Here is an 18,630-nt window from a genome sequence, read left to right as displayed (position 1 = left end):
TGTGCCGAGCTAGGGCTGAGGCGCGCTCCAGTAGCGCGCGTGCTCGTTTCGGTAAGCCTGGTAGTCGACGCCGCCACCGAAATCCAGCGTCACGGCGCCCGCTTCGTCGGTGCGCAGGCGCTGGATGCCGAGCTGGCCGTAGCGCTCGTAGACTTCCTTCTTCGGATGCTTGTAGCGGTTGCGGTAGCCGACCTGGAACACGCCGATGCTCGGATGCACGGCCTGCAGGAAGGCTGCCGTCGACGAGGTGCCGCTGCCGTGGTGCGGCGCCAGCAGGACGTCGGCGCGCAGCTGCTGCGCATTCGTGCTCACCAGCTTCGCTTCCTGGGCCGCCTCGATATCGCCGGCCAGCAGGATCGCCGTGCGCCCGTTCGTGATCCGCAGCGTGCAGCTGCGCGCGTTCGCCTTGGGGCCGGGATCGGCGTAGCTTGATGCGGCCGGGTGCAGCATCTCGAAACGCACGCCATCCCACTCCCACTGCTGGCCGGCCGCACAGCGCAGGTGATGCCGCGCCGCGCGCGCGATCGGGTGGCCGGCACCCAGCGAGGACGCCACCCAGCCGACCCGCTGCTCGCCCAGCACCGCCAGCGCGCCGCCGGTGTGGTCGGTGTCGCTGTGGCTGACGACCATGCCGTCGAGTTCTCCGATGCCGCGCATCCGCAGGTAAGGCAGCAGCACGCGGCTGCCGGCGTCGGCGCCGGGCGCGTATCCGGGGCCGGTGTCGTACAGCAGGCGGTGGCCGGCGGTTTCGACCAGCAACGCCATACCCTGGCCGACGTCGAAGGCGGTGACGCGGAACCGTCCGACTGAGGGATGCTCGGGCACCTGCAGCAGTAGCGGCAGCCAGGCGCTGGCACCCGCCCAGCGATGCGGCCAGCCGCGCGGCATCAGCATCCATAGCGTACCGCCCAGCGCCAGCAGGAACACCCAGGCTTGCGGCGCCGGGGCACGCCACACCGCCGCCGGCAGCGCGGACAGGTAGCCGAGCAGGGCCGCCAGACCCGCCACCGCGGCATGCGCCGCCGCCAGCAGCCAGCCGCACAGGGGTTCGGGCAGCAGGCTGCCCAACAGCGCCAGCGGCGTCACGATAAAGCTCACCAGCGGAATCGCGACCGCATTCGCCAGCGGACTGACCAGCGACACCTGCCCGAACAGCAGCATGGTCAAGGGCACCAGGCCCAGCGTCACCGAGCATTGCGTGCGCCCGGCCAGCGCCAGATTCGCCCGCAGTCCCGATTCGCGCGCGCCGATCCGGCCATGGCCGCCGAACAGGATCACCGCCACCGCCCCGAACGACAGCCAGAAGCCGGGCCACAGCACGGCCCAGGGGTCGAGCAGCACGACCACGCCGAGCGCCGCGCACAGCACGTGGGTGACGCTGGAGAGTCTTCCGAGCCACAGCGCCAGCGCGACCACCGCCAGCATGTAGAGCGTGCGCTGGGCCGGCACGCCGAAGCCGGCCAGCAGCACGTACAGCAGCGCCGCCACCGCCCCGACCAGCGCCGCCAGCTTCTGCGCCGGCAGCCGCAGCGGCAGCTGGGCGCCGGTGAAGAAGGAGCGCCGCCACAAGCTCGACGCCGCAAGCGCCGCCAGGCCAGCGATCATCGTGATGTGCAGCCCCGAGATCGAGATCAGATGGCCGATGCCGGTGCGGTTGAACACCTGCCAGTCCGACTGCTCGATGCCGCGCTGGTCGCCGATCACCAGCGCGACGATCACGCCCGCGTACTGGCGCCCTGCCAGCGCATGCAGGATGCGCTCGCGCAGCACGGCGCGGCAGCGCTCGACCAGGGTCGCGAAGCGCGGTACAAAGGCGTCCAGCCTGATGTTGGCATCGCCGGCGCGCACATAGCCGGTGGCGCGCACGCCCTGCTCCAGCAGCCAGGCCTCGTAGTCGAAGCCGCCGGGATTGGCATTGCCGTGCGGGCGCTGCAGGCGCACGCTGAGGCGCCAGCGTTCGCCGGGCATCACGGAGTCGGGCAGGATCGCTTCGCCGCGCCGGTCGGCGTACCAGGACAGGGCGATCCGGGGCGGGACGGTGGCGCCGGGCGTCTCGGTGCGCTCGACCTGCAGGTTGAAGCGCAGGCCCTGCTCGAAGCGGTATGGGAGGCTGTCGATGACGCCGATGACGGTGAGGTCGCGGCCCTCGTCGGCGGCCGGCAGTTGGGAGATCATTGCCTGGTGGGCCAGCAGGGCGGCCCAGGTGTAGCCGAGCAGGAGGCTCGTGAAGATCGTGGCGCAGGCACTGCCTGCACCCGAAACGTACCTGGCGGCCGCCCGCACAAGCACGATGAAGGCCAACGCACCGGCTGCGCAGGCAAGCATCTGGCCGGTAGAAGGAAGCGCGGCGGACATCTGGAGCGCCAGCACGCCAGCTGTGAAGCCCAGGATGGCGCTGCGCATGGTGACCTGAGGCCAGGGCTGGTTCAGGCCAGCTGTGACGACGGAATTCGTCCCCGGCGCCTGGTCGGGCGCAGCCGGATGCTGGAGGCGATGCCGTCCCACAGGGCGAGCAGGCTCGATCCGCTATCGTAGCCGGGCATCGTAACGAAGGCCATCGTCAAATCAGGGTGTTCGGCGAAGCCCAAGTGCATTGGGATGTGCGCAATTTTGCGTGCTGGTAACGGCTCGACAAAAAACGCGTGATCGATACAAACCTCCGGCTCGTCTGGAATCTCGCCCTCGCCGCTCAAACGCAGCCGCGCCAACAACGCTTCGACCGATCTTGCTCTCGCCTCGCCTCCATATTTCGCGGAGAGCCTTAAACTAAGACTGCCGGTATGGGCGTGAACTTCGGCCGACAACAACTCGTCCTCGTTCCGACGAGCCTTTTCCATCCAATAGCCTCCGTTGCGTCCAGAGATCCTGGTGCGACCAATCATCCCGGGAATGCGAAGATCACGAGCTTCGAACATTCCGCCGGAACCATCAGTTGCCGCTCCACGCGCAACGATTTCAGCCTCGCGCGCTGCTACTTGCTCCCGAAATACGGTTTCGCTTTCCGTGAAGGTGCCGACCTCGAATCCATTCACTACGTTTCCGGCGAAACTCATCCGGGTCTGGACCGGGACGTCGACGAGGTAGCGCCCGACGCATACGGTTTTCCTCGTTCCCATCAATTTTCCCACCTCAGACCGGTCGCTCACGCTGCGGACTTGGCTAGCTGCCCAGCTTCCAGCGCAGACAAGGAGTGCCAGCGAAAGGATATGGTAGACGCAATGGCGCATTTTCGTTATATCCCTAGGACCGTGTTACGGCTCACGCGAGGATTCTGCCGGATCAAGCCAGTCCCGGTGACTCATCGACGGGCACGCTATTCGACAGAGGAGAACCCGCCTGCGGCAATGAAGCCGGCTCGGCATGCCGCATCAATTGCCACCCGCTGCGACGGTGGATCAGTTCTGGTCCAACGGACTTTGCGAATACTCCAGCCGGCACCTGGAGTGTAGCGGCGGGCAGCACACTGCCCTGAGCAAACCAGCGCGTCCCGTCGAGTGCAGTGGGCTCATCACAGCGCCACCAGCCGCTGGCAGGACAGATCTCTCCGGTACGAACATAGCTTCCGAGTACGGCTGGCCGGGCGGTGCCGTTGACGATGTCCGCGCTACTCGGCGGCTCCGCAGCGGGCGCCAAGGCTACCGTCGTCGGGGTGCGTGGACGCAAGCGCTTGTCTACCAAAGTCCAGGCTGTTGGCTGTGTACTCTCCGCACTCGGCTGAATGCGCTTGAGCTTTTGCCAGAGTGTCTGGCGCGGCAACAGCAATGCCTGCGGCATGCGCTCGCCCTTGCGGACGTACTGCACCTGACCGCCGTGAACGCGAACCCCATTGCCGCCCTCGGTGCAGCGCCACCAGCCGGACTGGGGGCATACTTCGCGGGCTGTCGCCATTGTGCCCAATGTCGGCCCCTGCGGTTCGGGTAGTGGACCGGGCCGAGGCGGCGGACCGCTTTTACGCAGTCGAATACTCGAGGCGATGGAGTTCCACAGTTCCAGTAAAGCATCTTCGTGCAAACTTGTATCGACGGGCTTGCCCCCGGTGCGCTCGTTAATCCCAGTGCGGAGTTCCAGCGATAAGAGCGGTAGCGTTGGATCATCGGTCGCGCCAAGAGTTTCCCAGTTGAATCCGTAAGTTGTAGTAAAGTTAAACTCACGTGCGCGCAGCAAGACTTCTTCGCCATCTACGCCGTTGATGCTGCGCCTACCCGCACGTAGCTTCGTTATACGAAGCAAGACATCCGCGCTGGTAGTAGCGTCGGTTTGGGCGATTCGGGCAAGTAGACTTGGGCCGGGCCGCGAGCCTGCAATGCTCGCGAGAGTCAAACTTAGATCAGGATGATCAGGCAGCCCAAGATGCATGACTATATGCTCGTTCTTATGAGACGGAAGTGGTTCAACAAATACCGCCCGCGGGACGCAAAATCCTGGGGCCGCCGGAACTTCATCTTTCCCGCGAATGTGTAGACGAGCAAACAGTGCCTCGGCTTCTTTTGCGCTAGTCTCTTCCGTCGACTTGGCGGACAACGAGAAGCTGAGACCGTTAATGTGCGCGTGCACCTCTACCGACACCGACTCAAGGTAGACGCGACGTTCACCGTCCATCAAGTAACCGCGACTACGCCCATAAATCAAAGTCCGCCCAACCATACCGGGAACGCGCAAATCTCGTGCCGTTTCCACCCCGCCCTCAGTATCACTATCGGTGTCGTGCCGGTGCGCTTCAATGTCAGCCTCCCGGGCTATGATCCGCTCATGGAAAGCCGATTCGCTCTCTTCGGTTGTGACGAAATCGAAACCGTCCAGCATGCTGCCCGAAAATCCCACTTTCGCCTCGGCAGGCACATCGACAAGGTAGCGTCCGACGCATACCGTTTTCATGTTTTCCACCATTTTTGCCACCTCGGATCTGTCCCTCATACTGCGGACCTGGCTAGCTGCCCAGCTTCCGGCGCAGGCAAGGGCTGTCAGCAGAACGATCAGTTCTCGCCACCCGTGTTTCCTCATTAGCGTCATAGCAAGTTCTGCAATAGCTTGACGATGAGAGGATGGGGGTGCGGCTTCCCAGCACAGACACAGACGAGGCTTGCCGGCAGCACGACAAGCTGACGCCATCCGCGGCCATGTGCCGATGTCATGGCATCTCCTGTACCAACTTTGCGACGAGGTGCTGGGTCAGCAACAGGACCGCTTCGTCATTGAAGGAATTTTGGTGGTCTATTCCGCGAATTTCGAATATTTGTTTGATTTTCCCTCGTGGCCCCGCACCGGACTGCTGTGGCACCGTGCCATCGCCACCGATGTCCTGGCGCGCCGGTACGAACTCCAACAAAGTCTTTCCCTCAACTTTTACCCGTCGACCCACCGTTGCTCGATAACCTGTCAATGCCGCATTACGCAAGTTGGCTTCAGTGAACACCGCGCCATTAGCCGGATCGCGTGCCACCCAGCGTACTGCACCAAATGACTTATGCGCCGGGTCGGCACCGTAAAAAGCATACGTATTTGGATGATAATAAGTATCGAGTATTTCACGATGAAACCGCTCAGCGCTGTCCAACGCTTTGCGAATTCTCTCCCTAACGCCAAATTCTCCCTTATATTTCCCTGCCGGGTCGGCAAGGTCCGGATCAATCAGCCGGTACCAGGATCCTGTATCACGATAGAGGTCATACGGATTTCCAATTGGCAAATGTACTAGATCGCGGGGCACGTCTTTATTATTGACCCGGCTAAACAGACACACGTGCAGCCACGGACCCGGATATAAGTGATTCGGCAACAGTTGTAATGGACCCGGGGCTGTAGCCATCACTGGCATCGTCAATTCCGGACGCTCCCCAAGGATTTCCGCTACGACTCCCGCTTCGACGTTAGCACTTTTCCCATTGCTTGGACTCCAGCTTTCAGTTCCACAAGCAATCCTTCGATAAGACGCCGGAGCGCCTAGCGCGGGCATTACTCCGTGAATCACACCAAGGATCAGTTCGGGAATCTGCTTGGCGCAGGCGCGAGCGACCAGACCTCCCATCGAATGGGTCACGAGAATGACTTGCTTGCATTCGAGCTTGCGCTTGGTCCAGAATGCGATCGTACTTTCGATCCGCGCGCGCAGGCGCTTGGCCGATTCCTCACAGGACTCCAGCCAGTTATACCCGCACGCGTACACAGGAAAATAATGGCTGGCGTGCTTTTCCAACTCTTTTTCCGTGATCTTTTCCACACTACGCACACCCCACCGCGCCGGGTCGCAGGCCATTACCTGCTTCCAATGACGACATACGATCCGTACGTTGTCCAACGCATCCATCTCGAAAGTATGGTTCAGCCCAATCTCCAGGCTGTGCAGTAACTTGCCATAGGACTCCCAATGCACTTCACCCCAGTGGCGTTCGCGTACCTCCCCTTCGGTCGTCCCGTAATTACGCGCGTCTACCGGGAGGTGGATGTCGCCCCGATCGTCCACTTCAAGAGTTTCGCCATCAAAAATCTTTTGCCTGGTAACCGCATTACGCGCTTTCCATGTGTAGAGGGCCAGGATGCCCTCCGCACTTCCGTTCGGCGGTCGCCAAGCAGCTTCCCCTCGTTTTAATTCTTCATTCGCCGGCTCCTTCGGATCCCTCGCCGCCCGCAAATTAGTCCCCATGATCCCCGGCACCACAATCACCGGCACCACCTTCGACGGCGGCATCGTGAACAGACCACGGGTCTTGAGCGCCGTCGGCGTCAGCATCGTGCGTCCGGTCCAGCTGCCGTCCGGCTGAGGGACGAGGTTCGGCAAGGGGCGGGTCGGGTCGGGCATGCGCGCTCCGTATTCGTGGTGGGTCCCGGCTCAGGCGGCCGGGTCGCTTTCTTCGGGCAGGTAGGCCATGTCGACCCCGCCGATCATTTCCCCGATCAGCAGCGAGGTCCGGCCCTCGGCGTCGGTGCGTCCGGTTACGGTGCGGCCATCCTCGAATGTCGCGCGGTAGCGCTGGTTCGGGATCGGCGCGCCGGTCTGCAGGTGGCGCAGCACCACGTACTCATCCGTGTGCAGGTGCGAGCTCGGCATGCGCACGTCCTTCGGGCTCGCACCGCCGGGCTGGAAGTACATGAAATCGGAACCTCGGTGGATCTGCTGGCTGCTGCTCTGGTGCGTGATCTTGCCGTCGGCCCAGTCGGTGGTGGCGCCGGGCGCGATGATCTTCACCGCCGGCGCTTCCAGCTCGATGCGCTCGGCGGCGATCAGGCTGATGCGGCCGGACGACTTGATCTGGATATTGCCCAGGTGGGTCTGCACGACGATGTCGCCGCGGCCCGCGCCGAGCTTCATGCCCAGCTCGTGGGCGAACATGCTCAGGCCGCGCGCCGCGCGCAGGAAGATGTTGCGGCCGGTCGAGATCTCGGCGTCGCCGGCGCTGACCACGTCGAACTTGCGGGCCGCGCCCAGCGCCAGGTTGTCGCTGCTGGCGACGATGGCGCCGGCCGGGGCGCTGGCGGCGACGATCGCTGCGCCGCCCCCTGCTCCGCCCTCGGCCACGTTGCTGCCCTCGTGCCAGCGCTTGAGCTTTTCGACCAGGGCGGCCAGGCGCTGCTGCGAGGGCTCGTCCTCGTTGTGCACGGCCGCCAGCTGGCCGACTTCGTCGAGGATACCCTGCATGACTTCGGCCAGGCCGATCAGGCCGGCGCGCCCCAGCTGGCCGCCTTCGCCGCCTTCCGCGCTGATCAGGACGCCTTGCGCACCCCGCATCGCCACCGACAGTTCGCTGCGCAGTTCCGCGCCCTCGCCGCGTGGACTGCCGGCGCCATGATCGCGGGGCCCGGTCAGGTAACCCAGGTTGAGTTCCGAGGCGCCGTGGTCGCTGCCCAGCTGGGCGCTGATCTGGCCGCGGGTGTCGTCGAAGCGCAGCTGGTTGCCGCGCCCGCCGCCGATCTCCCGGCTGCGGGTGCCGGACAGGTAGCGGTTACCGGGCAGGCTGCCGGCGTCCTTGAAGGCCGGCGGCACCGAGCGCTGGTTATACAGTTGCGCCAGGATGATGGGCCGGTCCGGGTCGCCGCCCAGGAAGGCCACCAGCACCTCGGTGCCGACGCGCGGCAGGCCGACGGCACCGGACTGGTGCTGGCTGCCGCTGCCGTTGCCGGCCCAGTTCGACGCTACCCTCACCCATGCCGAATCTGCCGGGCTGCCGGAGGCGCCGGCGCCGTGCGCATGGCCGTGGTCGGCGGCGCGCATGCCGGGGAAGCGGATCTTCACCCGGCCCAGGGCGTCGCAATGCACGTCCTCGTTCGCCGGGCCGACCACGATCGCGCTCTGCAGCTGCGGATGCGGAAGGTCGGCGCGCGGATCGAAGGCCGGCACGATGGGGATGCCGCGCCGTACCGCCGTGAAGGCGATCCGCACACGTCCGGCGGCATCGGGAGCGAGCGCCGGATCAGGCGCGCCGAGCGGCTTCGACACCGGCACGGCCAGGTCGCGCGGCAGGTTGTTGTCCGCCACCACGCGCAGCTCGGTGATCACGAAGTCGCGCTCCGGGGCCGGATGGGTATCGATCTCGGGATGGTCTTCGAGCGAAAAATACTGGCCGGCGCAGAAGTCGCGCACGCTGCCTTCGCCGTGGAAGCACTTCGATTCGAATTCGTTGCGGCTCATGCGCACGTGCCCCAGGCGCCAATGGTCCTCGACGTCGTCGCCGGCATGCGGCATCTCGATCAGGTAGTCGTCGAGGGTGGCGGCGAGCTGGTTGCCGCTCGGACCCTGGTCGGCCATGCTGCGCGCGCTGGCGGTCATGAATTGCGCGCCGCCCGGGTTCTTGTAGTCCCAGCTGTGACGGGTGGTGATGCCCGGCTGCAGGCGGCGCGCGGCGGTCCAGGAGGTGACGGTGTCGCGGCCGTCGGCGACGCCGTCGCGGTGGTAGCGCACGCTGCCGGCGGCATTGCGCGGCAGGTTGCCGGCGTCGCTGAACAGCACCAGCGTGTGCGCCGGGGTGCGGTCGTGCACCGGGTCGACGGCCGTGTTGCGGCTGCGCCCGGAGCGGAACACCCAGCCGATGCCGCGCCGCTTCAGCAGTCGCCGTACGAAGGCGGCGTCGGATTCGTTGTGCTGCATGGTCTGTTCGCGCGGCGGGTACTGGCGCATGTCGAACAGTGGGTCGACCTCGACTTCGAAGGCATTCGCCAGCACGGTACTGGACTGGCGCCATTCGTCGCACAGCAGCTGCACGATCTCGAGCTCGTTCTGGTAGCGGAACACGCGGCTGTTGGTGCGCTTTTCCATGACCGCGAAGACGTCGCGCAGCACCAGTTCGTAGGCCGCCAGGGCGCCGTCGGAATCGCCGGCGCGTGCTTCGGTGACGAGGCCGCAGACGCTGCGAACCTGTCCGCGGTCGGTGACGAACTGGATTTCGGCGGGCAGCGCGATGAATTCCTTGAGCGGCAGGTGCGGGCTGCCGGCCAGGCAGGCCACACGGTATTCGATGCCGCCGCAGACCGCCTCGCTGCCCACCACCCGCTGGGGCAGCAGGATGTCCTCGGCGAGCTGCCCGGCGTGCGCCAGGCGCAGGCGCAGGGGGCGATGGGCTGTATTCAGGAACTCGCTCGCGCTCTCCACCATGTCTCCTGTATGCATGCCGCAGTACGGCAGGAGCACTCATTCTTCCACGCCTCGGCTGGCAAACCGTTGCCGTGTGTCATACGGTTTCGGGCGGTTCAGGACTGAACTTCAGCGGGGCGGAATGGTCGTGGCTCCCCTGGATCCGGGGGCGACGCATGCCAAGGTGCGCGCCACGGGCCGGTCGGGTGCGCGCGGCGGCACCAAGCGCGCCGGATAGGTACGCGCGTGCGGGATTAGGCGCAGTTCAAGATGCGAGCAGGTTTTTCAGGCGCGGGATCGCGGCCAGCGCGCTGCGCCGGGTGGCGCCGCGGACTTCGTCTTCCGGCACGCCGCGCAGCGCGGCCAGCATGCGGCCGATTGCCGGCAGCTCCTCGGGGCTGTTGCGGCCCGGGTGGATCCAGCTCGGGGCGATGTCGGGCGCATCGGTTTCCAGCACGACGGCATCCAGCGGCAGCTCCAGCGCCAGGCGCCGGATCTGCAACGCGCGCGTAAAGGTCATGGCGCCGCCGAAGCCGAGCCGGAAGCCCAGGTCGATGAAGTTTTGCGCCTGCTGGAAGCTGCCGTTGAAGGCGTGGGCGATGCCGCCCGCGGGACGAATCTGGCGAACGTGCTTGAGCACCTGGTCTTGCGAGCGGCGCACGTGGGTCAGCACCGGCAGCCCGAAGTCGCGCGCGATGCGCAGCTGCTCGCGGAAAAAACGCTCCTGCTTCTCGCGCATCGCCGGCTCGCACAGCATCGGGATGAAGAAATCGAGGCCAATCTCGCCGATGGCGACAAAGCGCGGGTCCCGCATCGACGCTTCGACCAGGCGGCGCAGCAGTGCCAGGTCGTCTTCCTGCGCCTGCGGCACGAAGATCGGGTGGATGCCGAGCGCATAACTGGCGTTCGGCGCGCCATGCGCCAGCTCCTTCACCACCGCGAAGTTGCCGCGTTCGACGGCCGGGATGACGATCATCGACACCCCGCCCCGCCCGGCGCGCGCCGCGATCTCCAGCGAGTCGGGCAGCGCGCCGAACTCGTGGGCGTCGAGGTGGCAGTGGGTGTCGATCCACATGGCTGTGTCATTCCTGCGGCTGCAGGCCGTGCTCGGTCAGGCGCAGTATACGGTCGCAGCGGCGCGCCAGCTCGGGGTCGTGGGTGACGATCACGAAGGCGGTGCCGAGGGTGCGCGACAGTTCCAGCATCAGGTCGAAGATGGTCTGCGCGGTGGCATGGTCGAGGTTACCGGTCGGTTCGTCGGCCAGCACGCAGGCCGGTTCCGTCACCAGGGCGCGCGCCAGGGCCACGCGCTGGCGTTCGCCGCCCGACAGTTCGCCGGGACGGTGGATGGCGCGCTTGGCCAGCCCGACCCGCGCCAGCATGGCTTCCGCGCGCGCCACCGCGTCCGCGCGCTTCATGCGCCGGATCAGCAGCGGCATGGCGACGTTGTCCAGCGCCGAGAATTCCGGCAGCAGGTGGTGGAACTGGTAGACGAAGCCCAGCGACGCGTTGCGCAGCTCGCCGCGGCGGGCTTCCGACAGCGCCGCGACATCCTCGCCCTGCAGGATCACGGCACCGCCGCTCGGCGTATCGAGGCCGCCGAGGATATGCAGCAGGGTCGACTTGCCGGAGCCGGAAGCGCCGATGATGGCCACGCGTTCGCCGCGACCGATCGAAAAATCGATATTGTCCAGCACCTGCACCGCATAGTCGCCCTCGCGGAAGGTCTTGCCGACGCCGCGGCAGGACAGGACCGGCGCACCGGCCGCGGTATTCATATTGCTCATTACTTCACTCCGCATTTCATTCATAGCGCAATGCTTCCGCAGGTTTCACGCGCGAAGCCGACCAGCTTGGGTACAGCGTCGCCACGAAGGCCAGCAGCACCGACACGCCGCCGATCTTGAAAACGTCCGGCCAGCGCATATCCGAGGGGATTTCGCTGATCAGGTAAATATCCTTCGACAGGAACTGGACCCCGAACAGGTGCTCGATGAAGGGCACGATCACGTCGATGTTCAGGGCCACCAGCACGCCCAGGCAAACCCCGGCCAGGGTGCCGAGGATGCCGACCAGCGCGCCCTGGACCATGAAGATCTTCATAATCGAGCGTGGCGAAGAACCCAGGGTGCGCAGGATCGCGATGTCGGGCTGCTTGTCGGTCACCGTCATCACCAGTGTCGAGACCAGGTTGAACGCGGCCACCGCGATGATCAGGGTCAGGATGATGAACATCATCCGCTTTTCGGTCTGGACGGCGGCGAACCAGTTGGCGTTCAGCTTCGACCAGTCGCGCATGACCAGGTCGCCGGACATCGATTTCTTGAGCTCCGCTGCCACCAGCGGCGCCTGGTTCATGTCGGCGATGCGCAGGCGCAGGCCGTTCGGCGCGCTCAGGCGTTCCATGCGCTCGGCGTCCTGCAGGTGCACGAAGGCCATGGCCGAGTCGAATTCGTAGTGGCCGGCCTCGAAGATGCCGACCACGGTGAAGCTGCGGGTACGCGGCACCATGCCGGCCGGCGTGGTCTGGGCCTGCGCCAGCATCATGGTGACCTTGTCGCCGATGCCGACCCCGAGCGAGCGCGCCAGCACGTAGCCGAGCACGATGTCGAATTCGCCCGGACGCAGGTTCTGCAGGCTGCCCTGGCGGACCTGGCGGCCGACGTCCGACACCTTGTGCTCTTCTTCGGGCAGGATGCCGCGGATGACCGCCGGCTTCATCACGTCGTCGCGCACCAGCAGGCCCTGGGTTTCCACGAAGGGCGCGGCGCCGCGCACCGCCGGGTTGCGGAACGCTTCCTGCTCGGCCTGGCGCCAGTTCGGCATGCCGCCGCTGGCATCGAATACCTCGATATGGGCCAGCACCGACAGCATCCGGTCGGTCACCTCCTTCTGGAAGCCGTTCATTACCGACAACACGACGATCAGCGCGGCCACCCCGAGCGCGATTCCGGACACCGAGATCAGGGAAATGAAGGAAATAAAACTGTTGCGGCTGCTGCGCTTGCCGGCACGCGTGTAGCGCAGGCCAACCAGCCATTCGTACGGCAATTTGTGGATGATGCTCATGGACCCCGTATTCGGTTGTAAATGTTTCTTGGCCCCGCAGTGTGCCATACAACGCTCATCCATGTGAGGGGTTGTCACGATTGAAATGGAGGTTGCCCGCGTGGACGCTGCGGTTCTCGCGGACCGCCCATTTGGCCTACAATACCGGCATGGCCCACATTTCGCTCGTCCTGCCGTTCGCCCTCCCCGTTCCCGAATTCGCCCCAGACCTGGTCCGCGCCCTCCAGGCCCCGGCCCTGGCGGCACTATTGTCGCGGGCGTCGGGCGCGTCGCTGCACCCGCTCGAGCCGACCGCGCGCGTGCTGCCGCACGAGCTGTGGATCGCGCGCAAGCTCGGCCTGGCCAACGGCGTGGCGCCCGGCATCGCCGCCAGCAGCATGCGCGGCTACGGGCTCGACCCCGGCGACGGCACCTGGTTCGTCGTCAATCCGGCGCATATCCAGATCGCCAGCTCGCACCTCATGATGGGCGACTTGCGCCAGCTCGACCTGCGCGAGATCGAGGCCCGCGCCCTGTTCGAGAGCGCGCGCGCCTGCTGCGAGGAGGCCGGCCATGCCCTGCAGTACGGCGCGCCCGACACCTGGTTCCTGCGCGCCGACGAGTGGGAGGGCATCCAGACCGCGAGTCCGGACGCCGCGGTCGGCATGAACCTGACCGACTGGGTCCCGACCGGCACCCAGTCGCGGGCTTTCCGGAAGCTGCAGAACGAGGTGCAGGTCAACTGGTACACCCATCCGGTGAACGCGCAGCGCGAAGGCCGTGGCCAGGCGCCGATCAACGCGATCTGGCCCTGGGGCGCGGCCAGCGTCGCCGCCGAGCATGCGCAACGACTGGTGGCGCGCGCCGCCGGCAAGCTGGCGCAGCCGCCGAAGATCGCCGCCTATGCGACGCCGGGCTGGCTGACGGCCCTGGCCGACCGCCGCCTGGACAGCCTGGCCGGCATCGTCTCCGTGCTGGACGAGGCCGGCAACGACGAGGGCGGCCGCCTGCTCGTGTGCGGCAACGTGGCCGCGCCGGCCATCGCCGCCGACTGGCACGGCTGGCTGCAGCAGATGCAGGCCCTCGAGGAGGCGCTGTTCGCGCCCCTGCTGGCGGCGCTGAAACAAGGCCGCATCAAGACCTTGCGGCTGGTGCTGAGCCACCGCGACGGCCACCTGGAAACCACCACGACACCGATGTCCCAGCGCAAATTCTGGCGCCGTCCGACTTTGGAACGCCTCACTTAAAGCCATCAACGTGAAGACCCGCATTGCCACCCGCCCCTGCCCCGACCGCCAGACCGAGCTGCTGCGCCAGGGCGGAATCCACCCCGTGCTGGCCCGCGTGTATGCGGCGCGCGGCCTGTCCGACCCGCGCGAGCTGGCCAGCGAACTGCAGGCCCTGCTGCCGCCGGGCGCGCTGATGCAGATCGATGCCGCGGCCGTCTACCTGGCCGATGCGATCGCGGGCGGCAAGAAGATGACCATCGTCGCCGACTACGACTGCGACGGCGCCACCGCCTGCGCGACCGCCCTGCGCGGCCTGCGCGCGATGGGCGCGCGGGTCGATTACATCGTCCCGAACCGCTTCGAGTACGGCTACGGCCTGACCCCGGAAATCGTCGCGCTGACCGCGCGCGAGAAGTCGCCCGACATCATCATCACGGTCGACAACGGCATCGCCAGCATCGACGGCGTCGAGGCGGCGCGCCAGCGCGGCATCGAAGTGGTCGTCACCGACCACCACCTGCCGGGCGACGCCTTGCCGGACGCGCGCGTGATCGTGAATCCGAACCAGCCCGAATGCGGCTTCCCCAGCAAGCACCTGGCCGGGGTCGGAGTTGTGTTCTACGTGCTGCTGGCCGTGCGCGCGGAACTGCGCCGGCGCGGCGTGTTCGACGCCGCCTCACAGCCCAAACTGGACTCCCTGCTCGACCTGGTCGCGCTGGGCACGGTGGCGGACGTCGTGAAACTCGACACCAACAACCGCATCCTGGTCGCGCAGGGCCTGAAGCGCATGCGTCAAGGGCGCATGCATGCCGGGATCGCGGCGCTGTTCCGCGTGGCCGGCCGCGAAGCGCGCTGCGCCTCACCGTTCGACCTCGGCTTCGCGCTCGGTCCGCGCCTGAACGCCGCCGGCCGGCTGGAAGACATGTCGCTCGGGATCGAGTGCCTGGTGACCGACGACGAAGACCGCGCCTGGGCGATCGCCCAGCAGCTCAACGAGATCAACCTGAAGCGCCGCGAGATCGAGGCCGAGATGCAGGACACCGCCCTGCTGCACCTGGACGACTTCCAGCCGCAGGACGCCAGCACCATCGCCGTGTTCGACGACGGCTGGCACCAGGGCGTGATCGGCATCGTCGCCTCGCGCCTGAAGGAGAAGTTCTACCGCCCGACCATCACCTTCGCCCCGGCCGGCGACGGCTGGATCAAGGGCTCGGGCCGCTCGATCGCCGGCTTCCACCTGCGCGATGCGCTCGACCTGGTGTCCAAGCGCGTGCCCGGCATGATCGACAAGTTCGGCGGCCATGCGATGGCGGCGGGCCTGTCGATCCGGCTCGAACACTTCGACACCTTCCGCGAGGCCTTCGAAGCGGTCGGCCGGGCCTGGCTGAGCGAAGCCCAGCTCGAGCGCGTGGTCGAGACCGACGGCCCGCTGGAAGACGATTTTTATACCGTGCAGTTCATCGAACTGCTCGACAGCCAGGTCTGGGGCCAGGGCTTCGCGCCGCCCGTGTTCTGCGACGAGTTCCGCGTGGTCAGCCAGCGCATCCTGAAGGACAAGCACCTGAAGCTGCTGCTGGAGAGGAACGGCCGGCGCTACGATGCGATCTGGTTCGGCAATACCGCATCCCTGGGCGAGCGCGCGCGCGTGGCGTTCCGGCTCGACGCCAACGAGTACAACGGCGTCACCAAGGTACAGCTCCTGGTCGAGCACGCCGAGCCGGCCTGATTCATGACGGTCGCGATCGATCCGCAGGAGGTCGAGTTCAGCGCGATCCGCGCGCAGGGGCCGGGCGGCCAGAACGTCAACAAGGTCTCCTGCGCCGTGCACGCGCGCTTCGACGTCGCCGCGTCCTCGCTGCCGGCAGCCGTCAAGGAGCGCCTGCTGGCCATGCGCGACAGCCGCATCACCGAAGATGGCGTAGTCGTGCTGAAGGCCCAGCAGTCGCGCAGCCTGGAAGCCAACAAGGAAGACGCGCTGCGGCGCCTGCAGGAACTGGTCGACAGGGCGGCCGTGGTGCCAGTCGCGCGGCGGCCGACCAAGCCGACCCGCGGCTCCCAGCGGCGCCGGCTGGACGCCAAGACGCGCAGCGGGCAGATCAAGGCTCTACGGGGCAAGGTCAACGAATAGAAGACTTGACCCTCATCAAACCGGGGTCAGACTCCCGATTTTGGCAAAAGCTCAGAAGAAGTTGCCAAAAGTCGGAGTCTGACCCCGGTTTGGTTTAGGTCAAGGTGTATTTACTTTCGGCTTGCAATTGCACGGCTGCTCGCCGCGGTCGAACACGACGCGCCAGCGCCCGGGCGCTTCCAGGCGCCAGATCGAGTTGAAGCGCCCGATGCGCTTGCCGCTGGCGTCGTAGACCGGGCCGCCACTGTAGGCCAGGGTACCGGAATCGACCACCTCGACCTCTTCCGGCTCCCATGAGAATGGCGCCTGCGCACCGTCGTAGTATTTGCGCCAGGCGCCGGCGACCGCTTCGCGCCCGCGCAGCACACCGTTCGGTCCGGAAAAGAACACCGCTTCGTCGGACAGGAAACCCGTAAAGGCCGCGTGGTCGCGCGCCTTCATGGTCGCCGCGAAGGCGCGCTCGACCGCCGCGACCTGCTTCTTCAGCTCGGCATTCGACGGCCGCGCCGCGCTGCCGAAGGCCAGCAGAACCACGCTGATGCACAACACCCCCATCGACAGCAGACGCATGCGTCCTCCACGTTCGAGCTTAACAAGCAAACAATTTTGTCATGGCAATACAATTTGCACAAGAACCTTGCAGCGAGTCCGGAAGCGGAGTATAAATAGTCCGAAATCGGAGGATCCCTATGAGTCGCGCTTACGCTTATCCAAAAAGCCGCTTCGAACCCGCGGTGCTGGTCGACCTGAACGACAAGGCCCAGCGCGAACGTCTGTCGCGCTCTGCGCTGCTGGGCTTCTTCCAGCTCGCCGGCGCCTGGCAGGTACGCGACGACGATGCGCGCGAACTGCTGGGCGGGGTCTCGTCGTCCGCTTTCTACGCGTGGAAGAAGCAGCCCGACCGGCTGCTGGAAGTCGACCGCATCACCCGCATTTCCTACCTGCTCGGCATCTACAAGGCGCTCCACATCCTGTACGGCGACAAGCTGGCCGACGAATGGGTGCACCTGCCGAACAGCAACCCGGTCTTCAATGGCCGTACCCCGCTCGCCTTCATGCTGGGCGGCGGCCTGCTGGCCATGCAGACGGTGCGGCGCCTGCTCGACGCCCGCCGCGGAGGGCTGTGAGTGAAGCCGGTACCGAGGCTGTCCCAGCTGCGCCAGTTCGACACCGTCCGCCTGATCCCGTCCCGCTTCGCCGATGCCGAAGACTCGGTGCTGGCCCCGCTGGCCGAAAACGATGCCGTGCTGCGCGACCTGTTCGACCTGGACAACGCCACCAACGACCGCCTGCGCGGCGAATCCGGCCTCCTGCTCGGGATCGGCATGGACGAGCTGGTATTCGGCGTGCCGAACTTCCGCATGATCAATGCCGCCTACACCTATGCGCGCCCGGAAGGCAGCCGCTTCAACGACGGCGAGCGCGGCGCCTGGTACTGCGCCTTCGAGCTGGAAACCGCGCTGGCCGAGGTGATCTTCCACAAGACCGTCGAATACCAGGAGATCGACCGCTTCGACGACAGCGTCAGCTACCAGGCCCTGCTGGCCGACTTCAGCGCCGGCTTCCACGACCTGCGCGGCGACCTGCATTCCCCGAACCCCTGGGCCGACTGTCTCGACCCGGCCAGCTACATCGCCTCGCAGCGGCTGGCGGCCGAACTGCTGGACGCCGGCTCGATGGGCATCATCTACCCCAGCGTGCGCGGTCCCGGAGGCAGCAACCTGGCCTGCTTCCGCCCGGCCCTGGTCGGGAATGTCCGCAAGGGACAGGCGTATCGGTTAACATGGGCGGGCTCGCCGACGCCCACCGTCGACGCCATCTGAAGATTCGATAGCATGAACATGAAAACCGATCCCCTGAAAGACACCGAACTGCACGACAAGATCAACCGCGAGACCGCCAGGATCAACTGGTCCGAGCTGGAGCGCCATTTCGCGCACGGCGCCGTGATCTGGGTGAGCCATGAACTCGACCTGGTCGAGGTGGCGCTGCGCATCGCCCACGACGACAAGGAAGCCATCGCGCGCTGGATGAGCGAGGGCAAGGTGGCGAAGGTGTCGGGCGCCCAGGCCCTGGAGTGGCAAGCGCTCGATGCGCGCCTGTGGGCCTCGGTGGTCAGCCCCTTCGTGCTGGTGCAGCAGGACAAGGCCGCGCCCAAGGACACCCTGCACTGATCAACGCAGCGTGAGGTAAACCTGGCGCGGCGCGGCAGCTTCGAGCTGGAAGGTATTCACCAGCCCCGCCAGCTGGTCGGCCTGGCCGCGCAGCGATTGCGCGGCTGCCGACGCTTCCTCCACCAGCGCCGCGTTCTGCAGCGTCATCTCGTCGAGCTGGGCGATGGCGCCGTCGACGCGTTCGATGTCATCGCTCTGCGCGCGGGTCGCGTTCGAGATGTCGTCCATGATGTCGTTTACCCTGTGCACACCGTCGACCACGGTGCGCATGGTCTGGCCGGCCTGCGCCACCAGTTCGGTGCCGGCGCCGACCTTGCTCACCGAATCCTCGATCAGCGCCTTGATTTCCTTGGCCGCCGCGGCCGAGCGGTGTGCCAGGTTACGCACCTCGGTCGCAACGACCGCGAAGCCGCGCCCCTGCTCGCCGGCGCGCGCCGCCTCCACCGCCGCGTTCAAGGCCAGGATATTCGTCTGGAACGCGATGCCGTC

16 protein-coding genes are annotated in these 18,630 nt (G+C 66.2%); 6 read left to right on the top strand and 10 right to left on the bottom strand.

Annotated features, from left to right (window positions below):
- Positions 1-9: 9 nt before the first annotated feature.
- The 8 genes from ACI48D_RS14345 to ACI48D_RS14310 all read right to left on the bottom strand — a co-directional run bounded on the left by ACI48D_RS14345 (position 10) and on the right by ACI48D_RS14310 (position 12,631).
- Complete coding sequence (locus ACI48D_RS14345) at positions 10-2,403, bottom strand: DNA internalization-related competence protein ComEC/Rec2 (RefSeq protein WP_435571911.1); 2,394 nt, start codon at positions 2,401-2,403, stop codon at positions 10-12.
- Between the two features lie 23 nt (positions 2,404-2,426).
- Positions 2,427-3,116 carry a hypothetical protein gene (locus tag ACI48D_RS14340; protein ID WP_435571910.1) on the bottom strand — a complete coding sequence of 230 codons (690 nt, stop codon included), beginning with the start codon at positions 3,114-3,116 and terminating at the stop codon, positions 2,427-2,429.
- A gap of 163 nt (positions 3,117-3,279) precedes the next feature.
- Positions 3,280-4,887: a T6SS immunity protein Tli4 family protein gene (locus ACI48D_RS14335; RefSeq protein ID WP_435572022.1), complete on the bottom strand. Its 1,608-nt coding sequence runs from the start codon at positions 4,885-4,887 to the stop codon at positions 3,280-3,282.
- A gap of 241 nt (positions 4,888-5,128) precedes the next feature.
- Positions 5,129-6,796 (bottom strand): esterase/lipase family protein, encoded by a 1,668-nt coding sequence (locus ACI48D_RS14330; protein ID WP_435571909.1) that lies wholly within the window; start codon positions 6,794-6,796, stop codon positions 5,129-5,131.
- A gap of 30 nt (positions 6,797-6,826) precedes the next feature.
- Positions 6,827-9,619 (bottom strand): type VI secretion system Vgr family protein, encoded by a 2,793-nt coding sequence (locus tag ACI48D_RS14325; RefSeq protein WP_435571908.1) that lies wholly within the window; start codon positions 9,617-9,619, stop codon positions 6,827-6,829.
- A 208-nt stretch (positions 9,620-9,827) separates the two neighbouring features.
- Positions 9,828-10,637: a TatD family hydrolase gene (locus tag ACI48D_RS14320; protein ID WP_435571907.1), complete on the bottom strand. Its 810-nt coding sequence runs from the start codon at positions 10,635-10,637 to the stop codon at positions 9,828-9,830.
- 7 nt (positions 10,638-10,644) lie between these two features.
- Positions 10,645-11,349, bottom strand: a complete 705-nt coding sequence (gene lolD, locus ACI48D_RS14315; RefSeq protein WP_435571906.1) for a lipoprotein-releasing ABC transporter ATP-binding protein LolD — start codon at positions 11,347-11,349, stop codon at positions 10,645-10,647.
- Positions 11,350-11,365: 16 nt separating this feature from the next.
- Positions 11,366-12,631 carry a lipoprotein-releasing ABC transporter permease subunit gene (locus tag ACI48D_RS14310; protein ID WP_435571905.1) on the bottom strand — a complete coding sequence of 422 codons (1,266 nt, stop codon included), beginning with the start codon at positions 12,629-12,631 and terminating at the stop codon, positions 11,366-11,368.
- A gap of 149 nt (positions 12,632-12,780) precedes the next feature.
- Between ACI48D_RS14310 and ACI48D_RS14305 the strand changes: the two genes are divergently transcribed.
- The 3 genes from ACI48D_RS14305 to arfB are packed head-to-tail and all read left to right on the top strand — an operon-like array spanning position 12,781 to position 15,967.
- The gene (locus ACI48D_RS14305; protein WP_435571904.1) at positions 12,781-13,857 is read left to right on the top strand and encodes a hypothetical protein; all 1,077 of its coding nucleotides are present in this window, start codon (positions 12,781-12,783) and stop codon (positions 13,855-13,857) included.
- Between the two features lie 4 nt (positions 13,858-13,861).
- Complete coding sequence (gene recJ, locus ACI48D_RS14300; RefSeq protein ID WP_435572021.1) at positions 13,862-15,565, top strand: single-stranded-DNA-specific exonuclease RecJ; 1,704 nt, start codon at positions 13,862-13,864, stop codon at positions 15,563-15,565.
- Between the two features lie 3 nt (positions 15,566-15,568).
- Positions 15,569-15,967 carry an alternative ribosome rescue aminoacyl-tRNA hydrolase ArfB gene (gene arfB / locus ACI48D_RS14295; protein WP_435571903.1) on the top strand — a complete coding sequence of 133 codons (399 nt, stop codon included), beginning with the start codon at positions 15,569-15,571 and terminating at the stop codon, positions 15,965-15,967.
- Positions 15,968-16,066: 99 nt separating this feature from the next.
- Here arfB and ACI48D_RS14290 read toward each other — a convergent pair whose 3' ends face one another.
- Complete coding sequence (locus ACI48D_RS14290; protein WP_435571902.1) at positions 16,067-16,537, bottom strand: YybH family protein; 471 nt, start codon at positions 16,535-16,537, stop codon at positions 16,067-16,069.
- Positions 16,538-16,656: 119 nt separating this feature from the next.
- Here ACI48D_RS14290 and ACI48D_RS14285 point away from each other — a divergent pair, with 119 nt between their 5' ends.
- Genes ACI48D_RS14285 through ACI48D_RS14275 form a run of 3 tightly spaced genes read left to right on the top strand, consistent with a single transcriptional unit; the run spans position 16,657 to position 18,141 of the window.
- Positions 16,657-17,094 carry an MbcA/ParS/Xre antitoxin family protein gene (locus ACI48D_RS14285; protein WP_435571901.1) on the top strand — a complete coding sequence of 146 codons (438 nt, stop codon included), beginning with the start codon at positions 16,657-16,659 and terminating at the stop codon, positions 17,092-17,094.
- Positions 17,095-17,790 carry an RES family NAD+ phosphorylase gene (locus ACI48D_RS14280; protein ID WP_435571900.1) on the top strand — a complete coding sequence of 232 codons (696 nt, stop codon included), beginning with the start codon at positions 17,095-17,097 and terminating at the stop codon, positions 17,788-17,790. It abuts the gene before it with no gap.
- Between the two features lie 18 nt (positions 17,791-17,808).
- Complete coding sequence (locus tag ACI48D_RS14275) at positions 17,809-18,141, top strand: DUF2288 domain-containing protein (RefSeq protein ID WP_435571899.1); 333 nt, start codon at positions 17,809-17,811, stop codon at positions 18,139-18,141.
- On the opposite strand, the gene ACI48D_RS14270 is transcribed toward ACI48D_RS14275, so the two are convergent.
- Positions 18,142-18,630, bottom strand: a 489-nt coding sequence (locus tag ACI48D_RS14270) for a methyl-accepting chemotaxis protein (protein WP_435571898.1), incomplete at its 5' end; no start/stop codon positions are given.

It is taken from the genome of Massilia sp. LXY-6, assembly GCF_051233485.1.
In the GTDB taxonomy this organism is placed as follows: domain Bacteria; phylum Pseudomonadota; class Gammaproteobacteria; order Burkholderiales; family Burkholderiaceae_D; genus Telluria.
This window is presented reverse-complemented; position numbering and strand designations above follow the sequence as displayed.